The sequence below is a fragment of the Mucilaginibacter sp. P2_D11 genome (assembly GCF_056404435.1).
In genome coordinates this window covers 282,793-307,810 of sequence record NZ_JBFUEA010000006.1, presented here as the reverse complement: position 1 = coordinate 307,810, position 25,018 = coordinate 282,793, and the positions used below count along the sequence as shown (strand labels likewise).

The window sequence follows — 25,018 nt, the reverse complement described above, 5'->3', positions numbered from 1 at the left end:
CTGGGTTTAGTGCACGGAAAATGCTGCACGGGATTGAAATTATAATTAATTACCCAATGTCTATCGAAAGGAAAATCATTTATATCGCCATTGCCTGTGTAACAGTAATGGTGCTGTACGTGCTGCTTGATGAGTACGTAGGCTATGTGTTCTCAGGTTTGCATTCGTAACCGGAAGAACGTATTGGAAACAAGAAAGCAGTCGGGCACGGTAAAAAAATGAAGCCACACGGAGACATCTATCTCTACAAGTTGAAATAGGGGCGGGGGAGTAGCAGCCAGGGCAAGTGCAAAATTGAAGGTTTTAAACTTTGTCAACTTTTAAAAAGTTGACAAAGCTGCCCCTTTTTATTTATAAGCGGATATATGTGTTGTTTTGATGCTCAGCACAAAGGATTTGCCTACCGACATCTTTACAGCTCTGTCCTGTAAAAAGGCTTTGATGGCTTCATCGTCTTTAAGCGCCTCGTAAAGGTCGCGTGCTACTGCCGATCCGCTAACGTTGTTGGTAACCTTGCCATTCTCCATGGTTAGATTAAATGTGTACCCGGATTTGCCGCGGTCGCCCGCCGATTCGAAATCGGTTATGTTTAATTTAAAACTTTGCTCTTCGGTAAGGCTTCGTTTTAAATGCAAGCGGATAACGGGGATATACCTTTTCCAGGTAGTTAAATATTTTCTTTCTTCCATGCGTGAACAACAAAGGTATGATAATAGATTGGTGTGGCGGGAATTAGTTTCAATTCGCAGTTTTCGGTGGGCGGTTAGCAGTTTTCAGTTGGTACGTTAAGCGATTTTATATTTCGACTGTGCCCACTGCAAACGGCCCTCTGCAAACTGCTAAAGGGCAATACTTTTAATGCGCTGTTGCTTGATATGCTTAAAAAGATGACGTTGGTTTAGCCAACACTTTAAACCTTGTACGCCGTTTGTTCCACATTATTATTTTGCGCAATGTGTAAGTTTTTTAAAAAGCGAACAACTAACAGTTTAAAAAGCTTATATGAAAACTTTGGTATTCCTAACGATTGTACTAATAACCGCCACATCCTGCGGACCGGATTCATCTCCTGAGAAACGGCTGAATATAAAAAACCAAGAACTTGAACAGAAAGTTGCAGCAATAATTAAACAGCAACAAATATTGAGGGATAGTATCTCAATGTTGAATAAAGAACTCGGCAAAATCAAACATTAAAAGCATCGCAATGAAATTTAATTTCATAAAAAAGGTACTATCATTCATTATAGCGGCTTTTTTTACCACCGGCGCACTGGCACAACAAGAAACACCACAGGCGAGGGCTGTTACCAAATTGTTTACGGAATACTTTAACGCCGGAAATTATAACCTGATATGCGATTTGTTCAGCGAAAAAGCAAAGCTTAAATTCCCGCCCGAGCGGACAACTGCTTTCCTTGAACAGCTGAAAAGCACGTACGGAAATATAAAAAACACCACATTTATTTCGGTAAAAAATACATTCACAACCTTTCGTGTCGACCTTGATAAGGGGCAGGTAATAATAGGGATAGCCGTTGACAGTCTCCAAAAAATCAATGGATTGTTTGCCAGGCCTTACCAGGCTATTGATCCGCTAAAAGTTAAACGTAATACCACTAAATTAAAGCTTCCCTTTATTGGTGAATGGACGGTGTTTTGGGGTGGAGATACCAAAGCGCTTAATCAGCATAATGGTATCAAATTTCAACAGTATGCGTTTGATATCGTTATTAATGGTTTAAACGGCCGTTCTTACAAAACCGACGGGCGATCAAACGCAGACTATTACGCATTCGGCGAAAAGATATTAGCCCCGGCGGATGGAACTGTTGTACTGGCGGTGGATGGTGTTGCAGACAACGTACCCGGGCAGGTAAACACATGGTATGTACCGGGGAATTCGGTCATTTTAAAGTCGGCGAATAATGAGTACTTTTTTTTTGCTCATCTAAAGCAAAATACCGTCAATGTAAAAGAGGGTGACGTGATAAAGCAAGGACAATTGCTTGGCCGATGTGGCAATTCGGGTAATTCATCTGAACCGCATTTGCATTTCCATATCCAGGATGCACTCAGTTTCGATAACGCGACCGGAATAAAATGTTACTTTAACAATATCTATGTAAATAGACAGGTATGGGATGATTACTCGCCTATAAAAGGAGAAAAAATAAAGAACATCGAAGATTGATAATGAGTGAAAAGGAATTTCTGAGCGTGATAAAGGCTAACCAGGGTATCATCCATAAGATATGCAGGCTTTACCGTGATAGCCCGGAGGATCGCGAAGATCTTTTCCAGGAAGTGATCTTCCAGCTTTGGCGGTCATACCCGTCGTTCAGTGGCATCTCAAAAGTTTCAACGTGGCTTTATCGAATTGCGCTGAATACCGCTATGGCATCGTTCAGAAAAAATAAACCAAATGTTACATTGGCCGAGTACCTGCCGGATGTACAATTTGAAGCTATAAATAATGAAGCCAGCGAAAAACAGGAAAAATTACTGGCTGGCATAAAACAATTAAACGAAGCCGACCGGGCGCTGATCGCCTTGTATCTTGATGAATTAAGTTATCAGGAAATAGCAGGAATACTGGGCATCAGCGAAAGCAACGTTGGGGTAAAACTTACGAGGATTAAAATTAGGTTGCGAAAAATAATGATCTAAACCATGCAAATTGAAGAATTAAAAAAGGAGTGGAAAAGCATCAAAACACCAGAAATTGACATTGACCGCCTTAGAGATATGACTGTAGCGAAAAGCCATCCGGTACTTAGTGGCCTCCGGAAGCAATTCACAATAGAATTGATTGGCTGGTCGGTTTTTCTTGTTGTTTGCTTTACCGGCTTAGATGCGGATAAAAAACCAATCCTTGCAAACGCGGCGATAATCATATCCGTAACGCTGCCTATGATTTTGAATGTTTATGGCTATCAATTATCAAAGGAACTTGTAGAAGGCCCGGACATATGTTCATCGCTACGAAACCGCATAAATTCCCTAAGGCGTTTTGCTGTGGTGAGTGTAATACTAAGGATAATGCTGATCGCCGGACTTGGTTACTTCTTTCTATCTTCCATCAAAATCGATCAGCGCAAACTTATGTTGGCTGGTGCCGGGGGCGTAGTTTTTATATTTCAACTTTACTTACTTGCGCGCGTTTGGGCCAAAAGAATAGGTAAGTTACGAGATACGCTTAGCTTATTAGAATAGCGTAGCTAAGCCGCTCTGGCCCAAACATTAAGTTAGCTTGTTTCACCCCGCAAAGCCGCGAAGGCCGCAACTGAAATCTTAGATCCTTTGCGTCTTCGCGGCTTTGCCTGATATAAACTTTATGGCTCCTCTTTAACTTAACAGCATTGGAGAGCACCCATGCGGATGTGCTTTGGTGCATGGATATTTAGGGCATGCCAATAACCTCATCAGCGAGTTGGAAATAGACCAGAATTGATAATGGAGGATAAAACGCTAAAAAGACCGATTAGAAAAACGCGGTATAAATGAAAGAAGTTTCGCAGATGTGCGGGACTTTCTTTATTAAGGCGTTTGAAATATTAAACCAAATTAATTCTTTCTGCAGATAACTGAATAGCATCAATTATCTGCTCTGCCCATTTCTCAGCCAATAACTGCAGGTCTTCGCTTGACCATGATTCGTGGTAAAGACGTTGATCCCATATGGCTTGCCGACTTGGTCCGATAAGATATTTAAATTTTTCCAGAAAGAATTTTAAATCAAGTTGTGCGTTAAAGGCGTTCACGCCGCCTCTTTTAAATCCGCTCAAAAATATATTTAATCCGAATTCATGAATGTCATTTCCAGTTAAAAGGTCTGCCTCGAGATCTGCTGATCCAAGGTACGACGACCCGCTATTTATCGAATACGAAAGGGTTGATTCGTTAAACATTTCACAAACAGGTTTTAAAATTGAATCCAATTGTTGCTTTAATGGAATAAGTATTTCATTAAACATGGTTTTCGTCCGTTCGACACTGAGCGTTTCCTTGACCTCCGGCTGCCCGAGCTTTGTAATGAGGTTGTTTAATTTTGATAATTTCTCATCGATTGGTTTTTTTGGTATTTCTAATTCTTTTTCCAACTCTGTTTCCAGCTCTTCGATGCTTGGAAGTTCAGATTTAAGATCTGTGGGAATCGCATTGGTTAATTGATACTCTGCAATGCCGATAGGTTTATTAATATCTCTTAATGCGTATTCGGCTGTAACTTTATTTTTATCCTTGCATAAAATTATTCCAATGGTTGGCCCGTCATCTGCCATTCTGTATTCATCGTCAAAAGCAGAAAGGTAAAAACTCATTTTTCCCGAGTATTCCGGTTTGAATTCGCCAATCTTTAATTCTATGATAACATGAGAATGCAATATAGTATGATAGAACAACAAGTCGAGGAAATACTCTTTGCCCCCTTTCTCAAGGCGGAATTGTTTACCCATGAAAGCAAAGCCTTTGCCCAGTTCCAACAAAAATTTATAGATGTGGTTGACGAGAGCATCTTCAAGTTCACGTTCGTTTGCCTCTTCTGATAACTGGAGAAAATCAAACTTGTAAGGGTCCTTAAAGAGTTCGCGGGCCAAATCGCTATTGGATAGAGGTAATGTACGATTGAAATTATGAAGGAGTATTCCCTGCCTTAAATGCAATCCGGAATTTAATTGATTTATCATCACATCCCTGCTCCATCCGTTTTCGATCGTTTTCCTAATGTAGAAATCCCGTATTTGCGGATCTTTTACCTTGTCTAAAAGTGAAATATGATGATACCAAGTAATTTGTGCAAGTGGCGCTTGCATTATTGGATTTTTATTTTCAGATGTGTTGCCATCAATATCTTGTGCAAGCCCGCCTTGCACAAATGAAGGATAAGCAGCGGCGAACGCCCGCATATATTTTAAATTTCGTTCGGAAATACCTTTCATGTCCGGGAAAGCATCTTTAAGATCAGCCGCTATACGAGAAATTACTTTGGCACCCCAACCCTCGGTGTTTTGTTGGTTTAGTATGGAATTGCCTATCCACCAATAAAGTTCAAGCATTTGTGCGTTGGCAGACAAAACGGCTTTAATTCTTGCCTTTTGTATTTGCGATTTGATACGCCCTAAAAACTCCTGATAGTTTGAAAATGAATCCATTTATCAAAACTAAAATAATTATGAATAAGATTGCCGCGAAAAAGAGCATAGCCATAGAGAATTCCAGTTGGTAACCGGCTAAATCAGAAGTTATACAAAAAAGCCTCAAATCTTTCGACTTGAGGCTTTCTTTCTAGATGTTGAACACTCAGGATTACTGTTTCTTAATTTCCACGCGGCGGTTCAATACACGGCCGGCTTCGGTGCTGTTATCGGCAATAGGTTTGCTTTCGCCCCAGCCTTTTACGGTGAGGTTATCGCCATTGATACCGCTGTTGGTCAGGTAAAGTTTTACTGCGGTAGCGCGCTCTTTAGAAAGCTCCAGGTTATGTGCATCCGTGCCTTCGGCAGATGCGTTGCCATTCAGTACGAATTTAACCGAGGGGTCTTTTTTCATCTCTGCCACGGCTTTATCCAAAATAGGGTAAGCATCGGTACGTAATATACCCGAGTTGAATTCAAACTGTATGTTGCTGAAATTATAATCGGGTGGGGCAGGGGCCGGTGCAGGCGGCTCAACCGGTGTGGTTTTCGGCGCTTCTACAACAGGTGCGGGCGCTGGTGCCGGCGCAGGCGCTACGGGCGCTGCTACTACTGCCTTTTTTGCTTTACAAGCCGGAAAAAGGACAAACCCGCCTAAAATAGCGGCTACGAATAGGGACGATCTTAATAGTTTCATAATGAATAAGGATTTCCGTAAAAATATAAAACGTTAGCACAGATTGCATATTGTAATTTAAATTTCGTTGAAGATGAACCTTCATTTTTACAATAACCCGCGTAACCTTGCATAGGAGAAGCAAAAACCGTACCTTTGCGGCATTATTGGGAAAATAGCGCCGGTTTTTATCTGCCTCATTATCAATAAAAAAATAAAAACAAAGGCGCAGGCATGAAAAAGATAGTTGATTACAGGAAGTTATTGGGTGTTAACGAAGCTGCAGAACTGCAGGAACTGAAAACAGTTTACCGCAGCATGATGAAAACCTGGCACCCCGATAAATTTCAGCATAGTGCAGAGGAAAAGGAAGCTGCCGAAGAAAAAAGCAAGACTATTATAGAAGCTTACCACTTTTTGGTGAGCATTGCGCCCGAAACCCGCAACCAAACTATTGCCGACTACACCCTAACCACCACTTCTTCGAACATAGCCGACTATGAGTACAAATCGCAGGTACTTAAAGTGAGCTTTTTAGATGGTAGCGAGTACGAGTACTTTGATGTACCGCGTGCGATTTACGTAAAGCTTGTGAATGCCGATTCGCCAGGCCGTTTTGCCCGCAGGCATATCTTCAATAACTATGTTTACCGCAGCGTAAGCAGGCTGGTGGCCAGCGCCTAATCAACCGCCACGTTGTTTAGGATTTGATTTGTGTTATTTAAAAGCTAAATTTAACACAACAATCAGCCTAAACAATGTTATGATATTCCTTGCAAAAAACTTTTCTTACAAATCGGCCGTTGTTGGTTGCATTATGGGCTTATCCATAGGTTTGGGTATGCTCAACTTCAACATAGCATTAAATTTAGGGTTGATTTTAGCGGTGGCTTTCGGATTCAAAAAAAATCCAACCAATGTACCGGTGCATCAAAAAATGCCCAATAATCTATAATAAGGCTCTAATTATTGGTAACTCTTAAATGATTGGCAATCTGCTGCTGTTCTGCCTTAGATAACTTATCGCCTTCGTATTCCCATCCATCGCTACCGGCCAGGTTTATCTCGCCCAGGTAATCCTTCAGGTTGATATTATCCAACCCCGGGATGTTATCGCCAATTTCGCCGGGGATACTGAGGTGGTTAAAAATGCTGTCGTCTTTTTTGTTGCCGCGATAGATGGCATAAACTACGGTTTCGCTTCTGTTGAGCAGGGCGGCGTTCATCAATTCAAAATAAACTTCCAGTGCCCTGCCATTATCGGCCTTTACAGTTAACGAAGGTACGTGCAGGTAGTTGATAGATGCGTTGTCCATAGTGTTTAAGTTTTATTAATATAGCTACAAAGCTAAGCTGTAAATGTTTCTGCGGATGTTAAAAACAGGTGTCATATAAAACAAAATGCCCCGCTAAGCTAAGCGAGGCATTTCTAGTGCTTCCGATGAGATTCGAACTCATATCGACGGCTTCGGAGACCATAATTCTATCCATTGAACTACGGAAACAATCTTGGCGCAAATATAGGATAATTATGCAAGCGGATTTATCTGAACTCGAATTTTATGGAATTAACGAATTGGCAGAATGTACTGGCATGTATCAAGAAATTCTGTTAATTCTTAAAATTCGTTCAATTCGAGTTCAGACAGCTTACCCGTTCCCAACCCTTTCTATTTCATCGCCGGCACTACCGCCGCTGCGCTTTACAGTTTTGTATTGCTTGCCAAAACGATAGGTAAACGATATGCTGTAAACCCGGCTGTCTCTCCGCAATAAAAAATATTCCGTTGCACTGGGGAAGGTGGTAAAGCCTTCCATGGCATTGGTGTAGAATACATCGCGTGCACTCACTTTTATGGTGCCCTTTTTGCCCAATACCGGGCGCGATAAACCTACCGACATTTGCCCGGTTGGATATAGCAGCTCCGCCACATCGTTACGGGCGCGGGTGGTATAAAAGCCCGATAGCTCGGCCGTGTACTTTTTGCCAATGCTGAACTGGTTACTGGCGTTCAGGTTCAACTGGTCTATCTGCGTAGTATAGGTGTTGCCGTTGAAGCCTTTTAGCTGCTTATGGTTGTATTGTGCCTGTGCGGTTATTTGCCACCAGCTTGCCGGGGTGGTGGTTAAGGTTAGCGATGCGCCCAGGTTGTGCGTGCTGCCTACATTACCCTGGGTGTACAGCAAAATGGCATCGTTGCTTGGGTCGGCAACGAATATTTGAGAGAAATAATTTTTTATACGGTTGTACGATACTGCCGTGCGCAGCAGGTTTTTATACTGATGGCTCAGCTCAAAGTTCCAGCTGAACTGCGGCAGCAGGTAGGGGTCGCCGGTAATGTAGGTGTATTTGTTTACGATAAGGTAAAACGGGTTCAGGTTTTGAAAGGCCGGCCTGTCTATACGACGACTGGCGGTCAGCGTGAAAGTGTTGGCGCTATCAGCCTCCATACTTAGATAGCCGCTCGGGAAAAACTGCCCGTACGAGCGCGAGAACGACGAATCCTTCTGCATAGCATTGCCCAACTGGCTGGCATCATAGCCCGTATGCTCGTAACGCAGGCCAAATTGCCCGCTCACCTTGCCCAGCTTAGTATCGTACGAAGTATAGAGGGCGTTTATCCTCTCCTTATAAATAAAGTGGTTGTTTTTTACGTTGTCATCCATCCAGTTGCCGCCAATTAGGTTCTGGTAATCGGCCAGATTATCGGTATTGCTAAACGATGCCTTGCCGCCAAATGCAAGCACATCGGTTTTGTTCACCTTGATGGTATAATCGGCCTTTGCGGATCCTATGCTAATGGTGGTGGGGATGTTTCCGCGCGATACTTCCAGGTAACCATTTGTACCGCTTAGCTCGTTTTGGAAGTTTTGGTTCGCTTTAATACTGTAATGCAGGTAGTCGGCATCCACGGCGAGATCCTGGTTGACGGTCACCTTGTGCCGCAGGTTAAGGTTGATGGCACCGTTGCGGAAACGGTTGTCGCTGGTGTTGGTGGTGTATATGGATGAATCTACTACGCCCTGCGGATTTTGCCAGTCGGCGGTGGCGCGATTGCTGTTATGACGATTAACAGCGGTACCTGTAAGCACGATCCCGATGGTGGTTTTATCACTCAGGTAATAATCCAGCCCTGTTTTTACGGTGTTGTTGAAGGCTCTGCCCGGCGAATACGAAAACTGATCGAGCAGGGCGGTAAGCTGGTTATTGCTGTCATAGTATTTACGCAGGGCATATATACTGAAAAAGTTAGTGTTATAGTTTGCGCTGTAATTAAGGAAGGTGTTGAACTTGCCCACCCGGTAATTGAGCGTAAGGCTGTTGTTGCTTTTGGAGTAAACCCCTTGGGCGAAAGAACCGGTTACAGAGCCATTAAAACCCTTAACTGTACTCTTTTTGGTTTTGATGTTGATGATGCCCGCATTGCCGCTGGCATCGAATTTTGCGGTGGGGTTGGCTATCAGTTCTATTTGCGATACCTGGGTGGCGCTCATGCTGCCCAACAGGTTGGCCAGTTCGGTGCCCGATAGGTAGGTGAGCTTATCATCTATCATTACGGTTACGCCGGGCTTGCCGTTGAGGGCGATGCCACCGTTCCTATCCACCGTAACGCCGGGCGAACGTTCCAAAACCTCCAGCACTGTAGAACCTGTATTGGTAACGGATGCATTTACATCCAGCACCACTTTGCCTTGTTTGTATTGTACAGGCAGCGTTTTGGCAGTAATGCTTACTTCGTTAAGCCCGGTGCTGGCCGGCTGCAGGGTAACAGAATCTTTATTGATATTGCCGGGGATATGATACGCCCGCGTAGTAAGCGGCGCATAGCCGGTATAGGTAACCACAAAAGTATAATCGCCGGTTTTGATATTGCTGAAGCTGGCAAGGCCCTGCAAATTGGTGAGCGTGGTTTGCAGTACGGTATTGCCTTGCTGTAGTTTTACGGTAGCAGCCTCGGCGGGTTGCGCTTTTTCTACAGAAACGATGAGCGAAAAACGATGCGCGTTGTTGGGTTGGCTGTGGGCATATATGCAAAAAAGGCATAGCAAGGCCATGCAGATAGTCGTTCGTAAATAATTCATCGATCAGTATTTTTTGTAAGACTCCTGCACTACATAAATAGTTACAAGCTGACTTAGCAATATTTAAAACGTACGGGTACTATTGGTAACGAAATCGATAAGGCAGATAATCCATACTATTAAGTTAAGGAAATGCTGTAAAGTTTATTTCACGCAAAGGCGCAAAGGCGCGAAGATTTTTAAGCTTTTAACTTTGCGGTCTTGGCGGCTTTGCGTGCAATCAGTTCGCTTTGTATTCAAAAGGCCATCCTACCAAATCTTTATCCTTTCATTTGGAGCCTTGTAATTTTTATCGCCCGGCTGTACGTTAAAAGCCCCATAGAAAGGGTCGAAATTCATCAAAGGACCATTTACACGCCACATGGCAGGCGAATGCGGATTGGTATTTACATACGTACGCAGGAACGCATCCCGTGTTTTCACGCGCCATATCCGGGCAATCGACAAGAAGAAGCGCTGATCGGGCGTAAAGCCATCAATTTTAACATTGCCTTTTCCTTGTTCCGTCATCTTAAAGGCATCGTAAGCTATAGCAATACCACCGTTATCGGCGGTGTTTTCGCCCAGGGTGAGGGCACCTTTTACATGAACGGTATCCAGCACGGTGAATGAACTGTATAAATTTGCTACCTGGCTTGTTTTCGCTTTGAATTTTTCATAATCCTCTTTGGTCCACCAGTTTTTTACGTTACCATCCTTATCAAATTGTGCGCCCTGGTCATCGAAGGCGTGTGTCATCTCGTGGCCAATTACCATCCCTATACCGCCATAGTTAATGGCATCATCTGCCGAAAAATCAAAATAGGGGAACTGCAGGATACCTGCGGGGAACACGATTTCGTTAAAAGATGGATTATAGTAAGCGGTAACGGTAGATGGGGTTGTGCCCCACTCCGTTTTATCAACGGGCTTGTTCAGTTTTGCCAATTGAACCTGGTAATCATTTTGGTTGAGTGACAGCACGTTTTCAAAATAACGGTTGCGGCTGATACGCACCCTGTCGTAATTACGCCATTTATCGGGGTAGCCAATTTTTTTGGTGATGGCGTATAGTTTTTCTTTTGCTTTTTGTTTGGTGCTATCGCTCATCCAATCCAGATGATTGATCCTGTTTTCGAAGGATTTTTGCAGGTTATTCACCAGCACCAGCACACGTTTTTTTGCATCCTCATTAAAATACCTTTTTACGTAAAGTTGCCCCAACGCCTGACCCAAATAGTTATCTACGTCGTCGGTAATAACCTGCCTGCGCGATTTTTGCTTGTTCTGCCCCGATAATACTTTACGGAACTCAAACGAGGCATCTACGAATGGTTTGCTCAGCGTGCCGGCGTAGTTGATAAGCGTATTGGCTTTTAAGTAGGTTTTCCAATCGTTTATAGGAACAGATTTCAATAGTGCATTCAACTTATCGTAATAAGCCGGTTGGGCCATATCGATAGTATCGGTTTTGGCGCCTAAATTGGCAAGCAACACCGCCCAGCTTATATTAGCTTGCGTTTTGCCGAGGGATTTGATAGCCACTTTATGGTAATTGGCTTTGATATCCCTCAACTCGACATTTGTTTTATGCGATGCCGCAATTTGTTTTTCGATGCCGTAACAAACAGCAGCATTCTTTGTGGCGCTAGCAGCGCTGCTACCGGTTAATTGAAACAAGGTGCTGATATACTTTTTATAAGCTTGCTGCGTGCGCAGGGTAGAAGAGTCTGTTTTAAAATAATAACCCTTTTCAGGCAGGCCCGTGCCACTTTGGTACGCATGGGCTATATTGATGCCGCTGTTTTTATTATCTGGCGAGATACCGAAACCGATGATGGAGGAATTGCCCGTTTTTTGTTCATCTGCAACGAATTTCATTAGCGATCCTACATTAGTTATAGCATTGATACGTGCCAATAGGGGCTTAACCGGCTGGTACCCGCGTTTGTTGATGGTTAGGGTATCCATTCCCGACGCATAAAAATCGCCAACCTTTTGGTCGATGCTTCCCATGGCATTCTTCGTTTTCGAAACGCTATCCAGGATATTTTGCAGCAATTGCTTTTGCGGTATGTTGAGGAAAGAGTAGGAACCCACGCCGGCCTGGTCGTCCGCAATCTTTGCGGTATCGTACCAGCGACCGTTCACGAAACGGAAGAAATTGTCGCCGGGCTTTATGGTGGAGTCTATTCCGGCTACATCGACAAAACTTCTCTTAGGGCCATCCAGGAATGTCCAGGCGCTCAGGATACATAAGGCCAAACATGAGTAAAGTACTTTCTTCATAACAAGCTTTTTGTTTAAAGGTAATATTTTTTAGATGCTTTTACCATTAGGCAAGGTTGGAAATTCCTGGAAACCTACAGCTAAAATCCGCGCAAAAGTTAGAAAAAGCTGGAAATTTTTCTCAGCCCTGAAAATATGCTGTTTTACCCAAAAACCGCTATTCCATGCGAATTTCGCCCTTTTTAACCTTGCGAAGAAAAAGCCACAAAAACACCCAAAAATGTCCGAAAAACACAGAAAAACGCGGATTTTTCTCGGCTATTTTAGCAAATTTATGCCGATTAACGAAGCAAAAATCAGGCATGCACGTCCTCTCCATCCGGCATCATTTCCCGGTATTTTTTCCGGATTTCTATAAAATAAAACCTGGAAAAAATACGGTCGAAAAATCCTGGTTCAGGGGGGCTACACGTTAAACCTAAAGTGCATGATGTCGCCATCCTGTACAATATAGGTTTTGCCTTCTATGCCCATTTTACCGGCTTCTTTGATAGCCGCTTCCGAGCCGTTATGTTTTACGAAATCATCGTATTTAATAACCTCCGCGCGGATAAAGCCCTTCTCGAAATCGGTGTGGATAACACCCGCTGCTTGTGGCGCGGTAAAGCCCTGGGTGATGGTCCAGGCGCGTACTTCCTGCACACCGGCGGTGAAGTAAGTTGCGAGGTTAAGCAGGCGGTAAGCCGCCTTTATCAGCTGGGTTACGCCCGATTCGGTTAAACCAAGATCGCCCAAAAACATCTGGCGGTCCTCGTAAGAATCCATTTCGGCTATTTCCGCTTCTATTTGTGCCGAGATGATCAGTACTTCGGCGTTCTCTGCTTTTGCAACCGCTTTTACGCGCTCTACATAAGCATTGCCGTTCACAACCGATGCTTCATCTACATTACAAACGTACATTACCGGTTTAGCGGTAAGCAACCATATATCGGCGATATATTCCTGATCTTCTTCGGCAACAGGGGCGGTACGTGCGCTTTTACCTTCCAGCAGGTGGTTGCGGTAAATGGTCAGCACATCATAAGCTTTCTTAGCTTCTTTGTCGCCACCGGTTTTGGCCATCTTTTCTATTTTCGATATCTTCTTTTCTATCGAATCCAAATCCTTCAGCTGAAGCTCGGTATCAATAATCTCCTTATCGCGGATAGGGTCTACCGAGCCATCAACGTGTATCACATTATCGTTATCAAAGCAACGTAAAACGTGTATTATAGCATTGGTGGCACGTATGTTGGCCAAAAACTGGTTACCCAAACCTTCGCCTTTGCTGGCGCCTTTCACCAGGCCGGCAATATCCACTATTTCGATAACGTTTGGCACGATGCTCTTGGGTTTCACTATCTCGGTAAGCTTGGTCAAGCGCTCATCCGGAACGGTAATTACGCCCACATTAGGCTCGATAGTACAGAACGGAAAGTTAGCCGCCTGTGCCTTTGCATTTGATAAACAGTTAAAAAGCGTTGATTTTCCCACATTCGGCAAACCCACTATACCACATTGTAAACCCATATTTTATTTTTTAGAATCAAGAAGCGAGAATCAGGATGCAAGACAAAAATCTTGATTCTTGTCTCTTGTTTCCTGACTCTTTTAAAGGCGCAAAGATAACAGAAAAAAAGGCTTGGAATTTGAAAAAATAAACGACTTTTGCCAGCATAACAGCAGGGCATAAACAACGTTAAAAAGATGTAAACAAGAGGGTTTGTGATATGGAAGAAATGGTTGAACAGGTAGAACTATTACTGGGGCAGGAGGACGTTGCACAACTGCAGGATTATTTGAACAACCTGAATATATCTGATGTTGAGGAACTTATAGGCGAACTTCCCGAGCATGGCCCTAAAATAATCGCTACTTTGTCGCTCAACCGGGCGGTAAACGTATTCCGAATACTCGATTTCCCCACCCAGGAACGCATCATCAAGAAACTTACCGGGCAAAAGGTTGGGGAAATTATCAACGAACTGCCGCCCGATGACCGTACCGCTTTTTTTGCCGAATTGCATGGCGATGCCGTAAAGAACCTCATCCTGCACCTTAGCCCTGCCGACCGCAAAGAGGCCCTTTCGCTTTTAGGTTACGAGGAAGAAAGCGTTGGCCGTTTGATGACACCCGATTACGTGGCCGTAAAAAAAACCTGGGACGTAACGCGTGTACTATCGCACATACGCCGCTACGGTAAAAACTCCGAAACCATCGACGTTATTTATGTGATTGATGAGAACGGCGTGCTGCTGGATGATATCCGGATCCGCGAGATATTGTTGGTGAAACCCGAAACTAAGGTGAGCGACCTTATGGACGGCCGCCTGATAGCCCTCAGCGCCAACGACCCGCAGGAAGAAGCCATCAACGTTTTCAGGATGAACAACCGCACTGCCTTACCGGTAATTGATGCAGAAGGCATATTGCTGGGTATAGTTACGGTAGACGATATCCTGTGGATAGCCAACGAAGAATACACCGAAGACATACAAAAGATAGGTGGTACGGAAGCTTTAGACGAGCCTTATTTGGATATCAACATCTTTCGATTGGTAAAAAAACGTGTGGGCTGGCTGATTGTTTTGTTTATTGGCGAGATGTTTACGGCAACCGCAATGGGTTTTTTTGAAGATTTAATTAAGCGCGTAACAGTATTGGCATTATTTATGCCCTTGATTATATCAAGCGGAGGGAATAGCGGTTCACAGGCCTCGACACTAATTATTCAGGCCATGGCATTAGGTGAGGTGACGGTAGCTGAATGGTGGCGGGTGATGCGTCGGGAGATATTATCCGGGTTGATGCTGGGGATTACTCTTGGAATTGTTGGTTTTTTAAGAATTTATACCTGGACATTTTTTACCGATATATACGGCGAGCACTGGATATTAGTGGGACTGACCGTCGGGTTTGCATTGGTAGGAGTAGTGTTATGGGGGTCGTTAGCTGGTTCCATGTTGCCATTGCTCTTAAAGAAATTAGGCGCCGATCCGGCGAGCTCTTCGGCGCCATTCGTAGCTACGCTGGTTGATGTTACCGGCCTCATTATCTACTTTACGGTAGCGGTGCTTTTCATGAAAGGCGTTTTATTATAAATTGTTGTTGTTGTTTGAGTAGTTTTTTATATTTTTAAAAGAAATACTTAAACCCAAACAATGGAATTACCTGTACCACCTCAAGAAACATTTCCGCCGGCCGATCAGCCGCAAATCGTACTGACAGACGAAGCAAGATATTACCTGCAAAAAGCCGGGCAATGGGCCTATTTTTTAGGTATCATGGGCTTTATTGGCACAGGACTAATTTTCATAGGAGCCTTGTTTGCAGGCACTATGTTTACGACCATGGCGCGGGTAAATCCTTTAATAGAAGGGATAGCCGCCGGCTTGGGTACTTTGATGACCGTTATTTATTTACTGTTGGCAGTGTTCAGCTTCTTTTTTGCCTTATATCTTTACCAGTTTGGCGATAAGATAAAAAGTGCGGTAGCCTATAACAACACTGCCGAGGCGACTGTGGCCTTCAGCAAATTAAAATCCTTCTTTAAAATGTGGGGCATTACCACGATTGTTTACCTCTCGTTTGTGGCATTGGCATTCGTAGGTATGATAGTAGCCGGCATAGGCGCAGCGTCTATGATGAGCCACTAACCAAACTGCAATTATCCATAAACAAAAATACCCTGCCTTTCGGCGGGGTATTTTTGCTTGTAATATTCAGGTTTAAATTAGGGCCTGCTTAATAAGAGAAATCTTCGTCAGCTTTGGCAACTTCATGCCCCTCGCTGAATTCGTAACGTTTCTCTACCACATCCTGGTGGTCTTTTATGTAATCTACCGTTTCTTTTAATCCTTCGGCAAATTTTTCGAAATCTTCCTTGTATAAAAATATCTTGTGCTTTATAAAAACTCCGTCTTCCAAACGTTTCTTGCTCTCAGTAATCGTAACATAGTAATCGTTGGACCGGGTTGCTTTTACATCAAAAAAATAAGTCCTTTTCCCGGCTCTCACCTTTTTGGAGTACACTTCCTCACGTTCTCTGTTGTCAAAATCTCCCATAAATCGTTATCGTAATAGTTTTGGTTGGGATAAATATAACTAATTTTTTAAACCACAACTATTAATTGTAACAATATTGAATATTTATTAAAACTAAAGCACAATAAAATTGTATGGTACGGCGTTTGCTAAACTTTTTCTTCTTCCTCCAGCAATTGCTTTTCGTAAAGCTCGAAGTAGGCGGTTTTAAGCTTCATCAGTTGGTTGTGGGTTCCCTGCTCAATAATTTGGCCGTTATCAATCACCAATATTTTATCGGCGTTTTTAATGGTAGATATACGGTGCGATATAATCACGCTGGTTTTGCCCTGCATAATGCGGCCCAGGTTGCTCAGTATCTCTTCCTCTGTGCGGGTATCCACTGCCGAAAGGCAATCGTCGAATATCAATACCTGCGGCTGCTTTACGATGGCGCGGGCTATACTTACGCGTTGTTTTTGCCCTCCGCTCAGCGTAACGCCACGCTCGCCAATCAACGTTTCGAAGCCTTTATCCAGCTCCATAATGTTGTTGTATACGGCAGCGTCTTTAGCGGCCTGCTCTACACGCTGCATATCCAGCACATCGGCGCTAAAAGCGATATTGTGCGCTATGATATCCGAGAACAGGAACACCTCCTGTGGCACGAAGCCTATTTGCGAGCGGTAGCTATCCAGGTTTAGCCCTGTTAGCGGCTTATCGTCTACCAATATCTCTCCACCGGTTGTATCATACATCCGCATAATCAAATTGCCGATAGTTGATTTGCCCGAACCCGTGCGCCCGATGATGGCCACCATTTCGCCAGGGTTGGCCACGAACGATACATGCTGCAATGCCTTAATGCCCGTATCCGGATAGGTGAAGGATACATCCCTGAATTCAATTTTTCCTGCCAACGTGTGCGGCAATGCTTTGGGCGATTGTATCTCCGGCTCTTCCTGTAAAAACTCGTTTATCCGCTTTTGCGATGCGGCTGCGCGTTGCACCAGCGACGTTACCCAGCCCAGCGAAATCACCGGAAAAGCAAGCATATTGAGGTAAACGATAAACTCGGCAATATTACCTGCGGTGATGTTGCCTTTCATCACCTCAACGCCGCCTATATAAATAGTGATAACGTTGCTGAGGCCTATCAGCAATAGCATAGATGGGAAAAACATGGCCTGCACTTTGGCCATAGCCATGCTTTGTGTTTTATAATCTTCGCTCTCGGCGGCAAATTTTTGGCGTACAAAACCCTCACGCACGTAAGATTTGATAACCCTAATGCCTGAGAAGTTCTCCTGCACAAAGCTGGAAAGGCCCGATAAGCGTTTTTGTATCTGTTCGCTGCGGTGCTCGATAATGGTATTTACATAAAAGATGATAACCGCCAAAACAGGCAGCGGCAATATCGAGAATATGGCCAGCCGTAAGTTAACCGTAACCATGGCGTATATTACAAGTATAAAAAGGATTACGGTGTTGATGCTGTACATAATGCCCGGGCCCAGATACATGCGCACGCGGCTTACATCTTCGGTAACACGGTTCATAAGATCGCCCGTGTTGTGGCGGCGATAAAAAGCGAGCGACAAACGCTGGTAGTGGTTGTATATCTCGTTCTTCATATCATACTCGATATGGCGCGACATGAGTATGATGGTCTGCCGCATAAAAAACAGAAATAAACCCCTCAGCAGGGCAAGCAACAAAACCAGCAAGCCGAACAGCAATAAACTCGAGCCGAATATGTCGTAGATAACGTTTTGCCGTTCGAAGCCGTTGAATAGCTGGTAGGTACTGATATTCTCGGTAACCAGATCGAACGCTACCCTAACCACCTGTGCAGGCAAAACCGCAAATATATTCGATATGATTACGAACAGCACGCCGGGTATAAGCCGCCAGCGGTATTTATAAAAGAATTTATTGAGATATGCGAGTGCTTTCATGGTTGTCTACAGTCCGGAAGTCGGAAAGTCCGCAATCCGAAAGAAAGAAGCTCAAAAGTAGGTAAAAGCAAACAAGCACGGAAAGGTAAAAGGCGAAAGATGGCGTTGTTATGGCGTTATTTTACCAACCGCATATCAAACCTAAACGGTCGCACATCTCCTATTTTTAATCCGGCGGCTTCAGGATGCATGGGATTAATCAAAACATTTTTAGCCAGCGGGTCAATCGCGCTGGGGATGTATAGCAGCAATGCACCTTTTGATTTTAACCAGGCGTTACCAATCCGCTGCAGTATAGCAGGTGCAGGGTACTTTCGCCAATTAAGCGGCAATTGGGCTACTTCAATCCGTTCGCTGCTGGCATCGTCGGGTATTATGATACTTACGGTCACCAGGTCGTTATGTATCTCGCCGGTTTGCAGGTGTACCAGTTTCTCTAAAATGGTTGTAGATGAATTTACCGATGCATATATCACCGGGATATGCTTATGCCAGCGCGCCACTGATAATAACCCGCCTTTGCCACTAAGATCCCGGGCGTATTTTTCCCGGGTTATTCTGTAGAATATCACGAGTAAAAGCCGTACTCGATGTTAGAAAGCAAATCATTCACCATGCGCGCACCCTCGCCTGTATCAAGCAGTTCAATGGGCGATATTTCGCCTAAGGCCATATTTGGGCGGGCAAGCCAGGTATCGGTAGTGGCGGCATCCCCTAAAATATCCAGGCCACGGGTGTAAATACGCGTAAATTCGTATAAAAAGTTCGATTGCTCTGTAGAGAGGCGCTCGTCTTTTTCGTAACGGTTTAATTGGCGGGTACTAATGTGCAGGATGTTGGAAAGCTGCGTGCGTGAAATATTTGTTTTTGCCAAAACAGTATCAATGGCCTGCTTGGGTAGCCCATCGCGGATTTTATCGATTGCGTTTTCTGTAGAGGGCGTGCGCTGATAAACAGCGCTTGGTTCTGCTAGCAAAAAGGTTAGAACACTATCGCTCTCTGATAATTCGTATGGGAGAGATGATATATCAAATATTTTAGGCTCTTTCATCTTGATCTGCTTTATGTCCTCAAATATACGGACATATGTCTTGGATGTCAAACTTTTCGTAATTTTTCCAGAAAAAATCTTTTAATCTTCGGACTTGCGGACTTTTCCGACTTCCCACTAATATAGTTTGCGCCTATTGAAAAAACCCCTACTTTTGCAGAACTGAAAAACGAATATTTTTTTGCTGTTCTGTAATGCCCTCTAATCAACCAACCGATAGTATTTTTAACCAGCTCGACGCTTTCGGACACAAAAAAGTTGTGTTTTGCAGCGATCCGGAAACCGGGTTGAGGGCCATCATTGCTATTCATGATACTACATTGGGCCCCGCGTTGGGCGGTACCCGTTTCTGGGCTTACAAAACCGAGCATGAAGCCCTGCAGGATGTTTTGCGACTATCTAAAAGCATGACCTATAAATCGGCCATTGCAGGTTTAAACCTGGGTGGAGGTAAGGCCGTTATCATCGGCGATTCGCGTAAAGACAAAACCGAGGCTTTGTTGCGCAAATTCGGCCGTTTTATCAAAAACCTTAACGGAGAATTTATTACTGCCGAGGATGTGGGCACCAACCCGCGCGATATGGAATACATACGTATGGAAACCCAGCACGTTACCGGCGTACCCGAAACCATAGGCGGCAGCGGCGACCCGGCCCCCATTGCAGCCTTGGGCGTTTTTATGGGGATAAAAGCTTGCATAAAGGAGCTTTACGGAAACGATAACGTGACCGGCAAGTCTGTTATAGTACAGGGGATTGGGCACGTGGGTGAGCATTTGGTAAAACTGCTGCGCGATGAGAACGCAAAAGTGTACGTAAGCGACATCAACGACGAGCGCACCCGCCAGGTATCAAAAAAATATGGTGCAGAGGCGGTTTCTAATAACTCGATATTTGATATCAATGCCGATATATATGCGCCCTGTGCTTTAGGCTCTACCATTAATACCGAAACTATCGCCCGGATGCACTGTGCTATAATTGCCGGCTCTGCGAATAATCAACTGCAGGATGAGGCCCTGCACGGCCAAATGCTGCTTGATAAAGGTATCTTGTTTGCGCCCGATTACGTAATAAACGCAGGTGGCATCATCAATTGTTATTCAGAACTGATGGGCTTCAGCAAAAAACGCACCCTGCAGCTTACCGAGAATATTTACGAGGCTACACGCAATGTCTTGCGTTTATCTAAAGCCGAGGGAATTTCTACTACCACAGCGGCAAACAAAATAGCCGAAAAACGCATTGCAGATATAAAAAAAGTAAAATCAACCTATTAATATATTATCATAAACAGCCCCGATTTACCGGGGCATAATCGTTCTTACAACATGTTAAACAGAAGGCATCTCAGGGTAAAGGTATTACAATCGTTATACGCATACCATCAATCGAACTCCCACGACATTAAACATCACGAAAAACAGCTGCTGAGCAGCATAGACCAGGTATATGAAATGTACATCTGGATGCTATCGCTCATTAGCGAGGTAATAGCCTACGCCGAGCGCGATGCAGAAGAAAGGGCCAACAAGCACCTGCCCACAGCCGACGACCTAAACCCAAACCTTAAGATATTAACCAACAAATTCTATACATCGCTCGGCGATAACAAAGAGTACCTGGTTTCGCTTAAGAAATACAAGGTAGATTGGTCGTTCGACCCCGAACTGGCGAAATCCTTGTTCATTACGCTCAAAAATTCGACTGAATACGCCGAATACCTGGCCAAAACAGACGATACCATCGGTACCGATAAAGACATCATCAAATTTATCTTCAAAAAGGTTATCCTGAAATCGTCGCTAGCGGAGCAGGTTTTCGAAGATAAGTTCATTTACTGGCCGGTAGATAGGGAGGTGCTACAGGCCCTTATAGCCAAAACATTCAAAAATTTTGCATACGATGACCCTAAGCAAAACCAACTGGCCGAAATTAGCGGTAACTGGGTTGAAGATCGTGAATTTGTGATAAACCTGTTCGAGCAAACTATTCGCTTCGATACACCTTACCAGGAACTGATAGCCGAGAAGACTCAAAACTGGGAACCGGACCGTATAGCCATGATGGATACGCTTTTAATGAAGATGGCTATTGTAGAGTTTATTAATTTTACCTCCATACCGGTTAAGGTAACCATAAATGAGTACCTTGAAATTTCAAAGGAATTTAGTACGCCTAAGAGTAATTCGTTTATAAACGGTATCTTAGACAAAATTTTGGCAGAATTAAAAGCCGACAACAAAGTAAAGAAAATAGGCAGGGGATTAATAGAATAAACATATCATGAAAAAGTTGATCTTAGGTATGATGACAGCCGCCACGTTGATGACGGCCTTCAGTTCTTGCACGCAAACCGGCGGTGCCGCCACGGTTAATAACGCAAGCGCAACCAATGCGCCGGTTATCAAATTCGAAAAAGAAACGCACGATTTTGGCAAAATCAAAACAGGCGACAAGGTAACTTACGAGTTTAAGTTCACCAATACAGGTAAATCGCCCCTAATTATTAAGGATGCCATAGCTACCTGCGGCTGCACCAAACCCGAGTGGCCACAAAAACCGATACAGGCAGGCGAAAAGGGCGCTATAAAAGTTACTTTTAACAGCGTAGGTAAAATGGGCCTGCAGGATAAACAAATAACCGTTACAGCCAATACCAACCCTGCACAAACCATGGTGCACCTTATTGGCGACGTAGCGAAATAAACAATACATAAACAAAAAAATGACAGCAACTATTTTCTTAGAGGCAGCAGCCCCTACTATTTTTGGCATTAATCCCCAGATACTGATGTTTGGGTTAATTGCCATCGTATTTTATTTCTTCATGATACGCCCGCAAATGAAAAAGGCCAAAGATCAGAAGAAATACGTAGACGAACTCAAAAAAGGCGATAAAGTAATCACAACCGCCGGTATCCACGGTAAGATCTATGAAATAGCCGAAACCACTTTCCTGATAGAAGTAGAGAACGGCGGCCGCATACGCTTCAGCAAATCGGCTATCTCATTAGAAGAGTCAAGGGCTTTGAACACCCCTGCAGTAGTTAAATAGCGGGTAAAGGATAAAGGTAAAAGGCGAAAGGTTGGCTTAGTTATATATAGCCTGCCTTTCGCCTTTCTTTTTTTAACAATTTAACCTATTACGTTTACCTTTGTTTTTTCGCCTTTTACCTTTTACCTCAAATAAATGGCAATAATCAAATTATCGGCAATAGAGCGCAGGCGGTTATCCGCATTTGCTACTTGCCTGGTATTATCGGTTTTTGCCTGGTTGTTTACAGCGCTTTCAAGCCAGCAAAACTACAAAGTAAAGCTGTTGGCGGTATTCAAAAATTCGCCGCAAAAGCGTGCCTTCCATTCTCTGCAGCCCGATACCATCAACGCAACCATACAAGGCACGGGCTGGAAGATGCTGTTTTCGCGCATGAATGGCGACGATGATAAAATAAGCATAGATCTTAGCGCTCTCGAGAGCAAAAACTATGTTGTTTTGAGCACGCAGTTAAAGCTGATAAATGCAAAAAGGGATATAGAGCGGCAGGTAGTTTCCATCGACCCTGATACCCTGTTCTTCGATTTGTCTAACAGGCTTATCAAGCGCGTGCCTGTAAAGTTGGTTACAGCGCTTAACTACCAACAGCAATTTGCCCAGTCGGATGCTATCAGCATAAAACCATCGTATGTAACCATCAGCGGCCCGGCAGACGTATTGGCAAAAATTACGTACTGGCAAACCGATTCGGTTATATTGAAGGACCTCAACGAAAGTTTCAACGCCCGGGTAAATTTACGCTCTCCGGCAGAAGGGAACCTAACGGTGCTGCCTAAAAGCGTTACGGTGAAAATACCGGTGGATGAGTTTACCGAAAAAACCATGCAGATACCCGTAAAACTCATCAATAACCATAACTTTTACGACGTAAAGATATTTCCGCAAAAGGTGAAGATTACGTTTACTACATCCTTAAAAGATTACCCCGACATCAACGAGGACGATTTTGAGGCCGTTGCCGATTTAGATCAGTGGCTGCAAGGCTACCGGGTGCTATCAGTAAGGCTTACGCACACACCATCGTACAGCAAAATAGTAAAGATAGAGCCGCTGAATGTTGATTTTATAGTGAAAAAATAATGTTTAAAGTAGGCATTACAGGCAATATCGGCAGCGGTAAAACCACCGTTTGCAAAGTGTTTGAAACGCTGGGCATCCCCGTATTCTATGCTGATGATGCCGCAAAAAAAGTGATGGTAAGCGATACCATTCTGATAGATGGTATTAAAGAGGCCTTCGGTGCAGAATCGTACCACAACGACGGCTCGCTCGACCGTAGGCATATCTCGGCCATTGTTTTCAGCAGCGAAGAGCAACTGGCTAAACTAAATGCGCTGGTGCACCCGGCCGTTTTCCGCGCATTCGATTTGTGGGTGCAGCAGTTCCAAAGCCGCGAGGACGTGCCTTACGTTCTAAAGGAAGCGGCAATCCTTTTCGAAAGCGGATCTTATAAAATGTGCGATCGTTCGCTATTGGTTTCTGCGCCGCAATCCTTACGCATCCAAAGGGTAGTACAGCGCGATAAGATACCCGCCGAAGAAGTGCAGAAGCGAGAGAGCCGCCAAATGGCTGAGGAGCAGAAGCTGGCACTGGCCGGAGATGTAATTATTAACGACGATTCCCAACTGGTAATACCCCAGGTGCTCAAATTGCACCAACTGTACCTGTCCCTGGCCAAGCACAAATGATACTAGACGATTTTTTACTCATCAATGCCAACGGCATATACTGCCGCTACGGCGATTTCTACCTCGACCCAAAAGAACCTGTAGATAAAGCCCTGATAAGCCACGCCCATGCCGACCATGCCGTTAGCGGCAACACCAACGTTTACGCTACGGCGGCTACAATTGCCTTTATGCAATTGCGCTATGGCAAAGGCGCGGGTAAGGCAATCAGCGTTGCTGCATATCATACACCGTTGAATGTTGGCGGGGTACAAGTAACTTTTATACCCGCCGGCCACATGCCCGGCTCGGCACAGATACTGATGGAATACCAGGGCACCCGGTATTTGTACACCGGCGATTACAAACTACAACCCGACGCTACCTGCGAACCTATGGAGTTTGTTGAAACCGATGTGTTGATAACCGAAACGACGTTTGCCAACCCCGATACCACTCACCCCGACCCGGTAGAAGAGATTAAAAAGCTCAACGATATCAAAATAAATATCCTGTTGGGTGCCTATAGCCTGGGTAAAAGCCAGCGGCTGATAAGGATGATAAACGACTACGCGCCACAGAAAAAGATACTGGTGCATCACCGCATTATGCCCATCAACGCTATATACGAGAAGATGGGTTTTGAACTGGGTAAACACCAGATGTATGGCCGCAAACTGATGAAAACGCAGGAGGAGTGGGTGTACATTGTTCCGCCTTTTACTTTCGATAGTTACCTGCGTGCAACGGGGGTAAAGCGGCTGTTTGCTTCGGGATGGAAAAACCTGCAGGTAAATATGAACGATACACTTTATATATCTGACCATGCCGACTGGAATGATATTATCACCACCATCAATCAAACCCGGCCAAAGCAGGTGTGGACCCTCCATGGCGACGGAAAACAGCTGAAAGATTATCTCAAAAATGATACTTTTGTAAAGTTATTAAACTAATGCTGCAGGAAAACGTAGACTATTACATCAATGCCGATGGCAATTTTGTGTTTACCGAGGCTTACCACCTTAAACGAGGCTACTGCTGCAAAAACAAATGCCTGCACTGCCCCTGGAAATACGGCAGGGAAGATGAGGATGAACAAAAAGAAAAATAAATATTT

At 44.2% G+C, this 25,018-nt stretch carries 27 protein-coding genes and 1 tRNA gene; 16 read left to right on the top strand and 12 right to left on the bottom strand.

Going from position 1 to position 25,018, the window contains the following annotated elements; genetic code table 11:
* Positions 1-347 precede the first annotated feature (347 nt).
* Positions 348-689 carry a hypothetical protein gene (locus AC1DXC_RS11760; RefSeq protein ID WP_477459347.1) on the bottom strand — a complete coding sequence of 114 codons (342 nt, stop codon included), beginning with the start codon at positions 687-689 and terminating at the stop codon, positions 348-350.
* 313 nt (positions 690-1,002) lie between these two features.
* On the opposite strand from AC1DXC_RS11760, the gene AC1DXC_RS11755 reads away from it, so the two are divergent.
* Genes AC1DXC_RS11755 through AC1DXC_RS11740 form a run of 4 tightly spaced genes read left to right on the top strand, consistent with a single transcriptional unit; the run spans position 1,003 to position 3,216 of the window.
* Positions 1,003-1,197, top strand: a complete 195-nt coding sequence (locus AC1DXC_RS11755) for a hypothetical protein (protein WP_477459346.1) — start codon at positions 1,003-1,005, stop codon at positions 1,195-1,197.
* A gap of 10 nt (positions 1,198-1,207) precedes the next feature.
* Positions 1,208-2,194 (top strand): peptidoglycan DD-metalloendopeptidase family protein, encoded by a 987-nt coding sequence (locus AC1DXC_RS11750; protein ID WP_477459345.1) that lies wholly within the window; start codon positions 1,208-1,210, stop codon positions 2,192-2,194.
* 2 nt (positions 2,195-2,196) lie between these two features.
* Complete coding sequence (locus AC1DXC_RS11745) at positions 2,197-2,670, top strand: RNA polymerase sigma factor (protein WP_477459344.1); 474 nt, start codon at positions 2,197-2,199, stop codon at positions 2,668-2,670.
* A 3-nt stretch (positions 2,671-2,673) separates the two neighbouring features.
* Complete coding sequence (locus AC1DXC_RS11740) at positions 2,674-3,216, top strand: hypothetical protein (RefSeq protein WP_477459343.1); 543 nt, start codon at positions 2,674-2,676, stop codon at positions 3,214-3,216.
* Positions 3,217-3,557: 341 nt separating this feature from the next.
* On the opposite strand, the gene AC1DXC_RS11735 is transcribed toward AC1DXC_RS11740, so the two are convergent.
* Together AC1DXC_RS11735 and AC1DXC_RS11730 are read right to left on the bottom strand one after the other, a co-directional pair.
* Complete coding sequence (locus tag AC1DXC_RS11735; protein WP_477459342.1) at positions 3,558-5,153, bottom strand: PDDEXK nuclease domain-containing protein; 1,596 nt, start codon at positions 5,151-5,153, stop codon at positions 3,558-3,560.
* 154 nt (positions 5,154-5,307) lie between these two features.
* Entirely contained in the window at positions 5,308-5,832 is a 525-nt protein-coding gene (locus tag AC1DXC_RS11730; protein ID WP_477459341.1) for an OmpA family protein, read from the bottom strand.
* 213 nt (positions 5,833-6,045) lie between these two features.
* Between AC1DXC_RS11730 and AC1DXC_RS11725 the strand changes: the two genes are divergently transcribed.
* Entirely contained in the window at positions 6,046-6,495 is a 450-nt protein-coding gene (locus AC1DXC_RS11725; RefSeq protein WP_477459340.1) for a KTSC domain-containing protein, read from the top strand.
* A gap of 278 nt (positions 6,496-6,773) precedes the next feature.
* On the opposite strand, the gene AC1DXC_RS11720 is transcribed toward AC1DXC_RS11725, so the two are convergent.
* From AC1DXC_RS11720 to AC1DXC_RS11705, 4 genes are all read right to left on the bottom strand, one after another.
* Complete coding sequence (locus AC1DXC_RS11720; protein ID WP_477459339.1) at positions 6,774-7,127, bottom strand: hypothetical protein; 354 nt, start codon at positions 7,125-7,127, stop codon at positions 6,774-6,776.
* Positions 7,128-7,244: 117 nt separating this feature from the next.
* Positions 7,245-7,316: transfer RNA gene (locus tag AC1DXC_RS11715), tRNA-Arg, on the bottom strand.
* Positions 7,317-7,461: 145 nt separating this feature from the next.
* On the bottom strand, positions 7,462-9,894 hold the full coding sequence (locus AC1DXC_RS11710) for a TonB-dependent receptor (RefSeq protein ID WP_477459338.1): 2,433 nt from the start codon (positions 9,892-9,894) through the stop codon (positions 7,462-7,464).
* A gap of 249 nt (positions 9,895-10,143) precedes the next feature.
* The gene (locus AC1DXC_RS11705; RefSeq protein ID WP_477459337.1) at positions 10,144-12,162 is read right to left on the bottom strand and encodes a M13 family metallopeptidase; all 2,019 of its coding nucleotides are present in this window, start codon (positions 12,160-12,162) and stop codon (positions 10,144-10,146) included.
* 34 nt (positions 12,163-12,196) lie between these two features.
* Here AC1DXC_RS11705 and AC1DXC_RS11700 point away from each other — a divergent pair, with 34 nt between their 5' ends.
* Positions 12,197-12,520: a hypothetical protein gene (locus AC1DXC_RS11700; RefSeq protein ID WP_477459336.1), complete on the top strand. Its 324-nt coding sequence runs from the start codon at positions 12,197-12,199 to the stop codon at positions 12,518-12,520.
* A gap of 47 nt (positions 12,521-12,567) precedes the next feature.
* On the opposite strand, the gene ychF is transcribed toward AC1DXC_RS11700, so the two are convergent.
* Complete coding sequence (gene ychF / locus AC1DXC_RS11695) at positions 12,568-13,671, bottom strand: redox-regulated ATPase YchF (protein WP_477459335.1); 1,104 nt, start codon at positions 13,669-13,671, stop codon at positions 12,568-12,570.
* 200 nt (positions 13,672-13,871) lie between these two features.
* On the opposite strand from ychF, the gene mgtE reads away from it, so the two are divergent.
* Together mgtE and AC1DXC_RS11685 are read left to right on the top strand one after the other, a co-directional pair.
* Positions 13,872-15,242 carry a magnesium transporter gene (gene mgtE / locus AC1DXC_RS11690; protein ID WP_477459334.1) on the top strand — a complete coding sequence of 457 codons (1,371 nt, stop codon included), beginning with the start codon at positions 13,872-13,874 and terminating at the stop codon, positions 15,240-15,242.
* Between the two features lie 60 nt (positions 15,243-15,302).
* Positions 15,303-15,797, top strand: coding sequence for a DUF5362 family protein (locus AC1DXC_RS11685; protein WP_477459333.1), 495 nt, complete (start codon positions 15,303-15,305; stop codon positions 15,795-15,797).
* 88 nt (positions 15,798-15,885) lie between these two features.
* Here the strand turns inward: AC1DXC_RS11685 and AC1DXC_RS11680 are convergent, their stop codons facing one another.
* The 4 genes from AC1DXC_RS11680 to parS form a co-directional block, all read right to left on the bottom strand.
* On the bottom strand, positions 15,886-16,206 hold the full coding sequence (locus tag AC1DXC_RS11680) for a DUF3276 family protein (RefSeq protein ID WP_477459332.1): 321 nt from the start codon (positions 16,204-16,206) through the stop codon (positions 15,886-15,888).
* A gap of 128 nt (positions 16,207-16,334) precedes the next feature.
* Positions 16,335-18,122 (bottom strand): ABC transporter ATP-binding protein, encoded by a 1,788-nt coding sequence (locus tag AC1DXC_RS11675; protein ID WP_477459331.1) that lies wholly within the window; start codon positions 18,120-18,122, stop codon positions 16,335-16,337.
* Between the two features lie 116 nt (positions 18,123-18,238).
* The gene (locus AC1DXC_RS11670) at positions 18,239-18,694 is read right to left on the bottom strand and encodes an RES family NAD+ phosphorylase (RefSeq protein WP_477459330.1); all 456 of its coding nucleotides are present in this window, start codon (positions 18,692-18,694) and stop codon (positions 18,239-18,241) included.
* Positions 18,691-19,173 carry a type II RES/Xre toxin-antitoxin system antitoxin gene (parS, locus tag AC1DXC_RS11665; protein ID WP_477459329.1) on the bottom strand — a complete coding sequence of 161 codons (483 nt, stop codon included), beginning with the start codon at positions 19,171-19,173 and terminating at the stop codon, positions 18,691-18,693. The genes AC1DXC_RS11670 and parS overlap by 4 nt, the downstream gene beginning before the upstream one ends.
* A gap of 194 nt (positions 19,174-19,367) precedes the next feature.
* Here parS and AC1DXC_RS11660 point away from each other — a divergent pair, with 194 nt between their 5' ends.
* The 8 genes from AC1DXC_RS11660 to AC1DXC_RS11625 all read left to right on the top strand — a co-directional run bounded on the left by AC1DXC_RS11660 (position 19,368) and on the right by AC1DXC_RS11625 (position 25,012).
* Positions 19,368-20,453 carry a Glu/Leu/Phe/Val family dehydrogenase gene (locus AC1DXC_RS11660; RefSeq protein WP_477459328.1) on the top strand — a complete coding sequence of 362 codons (1,086 nt, stop codon included), beginning with the start codon at positions 19,368-19,370 and terminating at the stop codon, positions 20,451-20,453.
* A gap of 51 nt (positions 20,454-20,504) precedes the next feature.
* Entirely contained in the window at positions 20,505-21,452 is a 948-nt protein-coding gene (gene nusB, locus AC1DXC_RS11655; RefSeq protein WP_477459327.1) for a transcription antitermination factor NusB, read from the top strand.
* Between the two features lie 7 nt (positions 21,453-21,459).
* Complete coding sequence (locus tag AC1DXC_RS11650) at positions 21,460-21,882, top strand: DUF1573 domain-containing protein (protein WP_477459326.1); 423 nt, start codon at positions 21,460-21,462, stop codon at positions 21,880-21,882.
* 19 nt (positions 21,883-21,901) lie between these two features.
* The gene (yajC, locus tag AC1DXC_RS11645; RefSeq protein ID WP_477459325.1) at positions 21,902-22,231 is read left to right on the top strand and encodes a preprotein translocase subunit YajC; all 330 of its coding nucleotides are present in this window, start codon (positions 21,902-21,904) and stop codon (positions 22,229-22,231) included.
* 135 nt (positions 22,232-22,366) lie between these two features.
* Entirely contained in the window at positions 22,367-23,311 is a 945-nt protein-coding gene (locus AC1DXC_RS11640; RefSeq protein ID WP_477459324.1) for a CdaR family protein, read from the top strand.
* Positions 23,311-23,919: a dephospho-CoA kinase gene (coaE, locus tag AC1DXC_RS11635; RefSeq protein ID WP_477459323.1), complete on the top strand. Its 609-nt coding sequence runs from the start codon at positions 23,311-23,313 to the stop codon at positions 23,917-23,919. Before AC1DXC_RS11640 ends, coaE begins: the two co-directional genes overlap by 1 nt.
* Positions 23,916-24,854, top strand: coding sequence for an MBL fold metallo-hydrolase (locus AC1DXC_RS11630; protein ID WP_477459322.1), 939 nt, complete (start codon positions 23,916-23,918; stop codon positions 24,852-24,854). The genes coaE and AC1DXC_RS11630 overlap by 4 nt, the downstream gene beginning before the upstream one ends.
* Positions 24,854-25,012 carry a DUF5522 domain-containing protein gene (locus AC1DXC_RS11625; RefSeq protein WP_158288432.1) on the top strand — a complete coding sequence of 53 codons (159 nt, stop codon included), beginning with the start codon at positions 24,854-24,856 and terminating at the stop codon, positions 25,010-25,012. Before AC1DXC_RS11630 ends, AC1DXC_RS11625 begins: the two co-directional genes overlap by 1 nt.
* Positions 25,013-25,018: the final 6 nt, after the last annotated feature.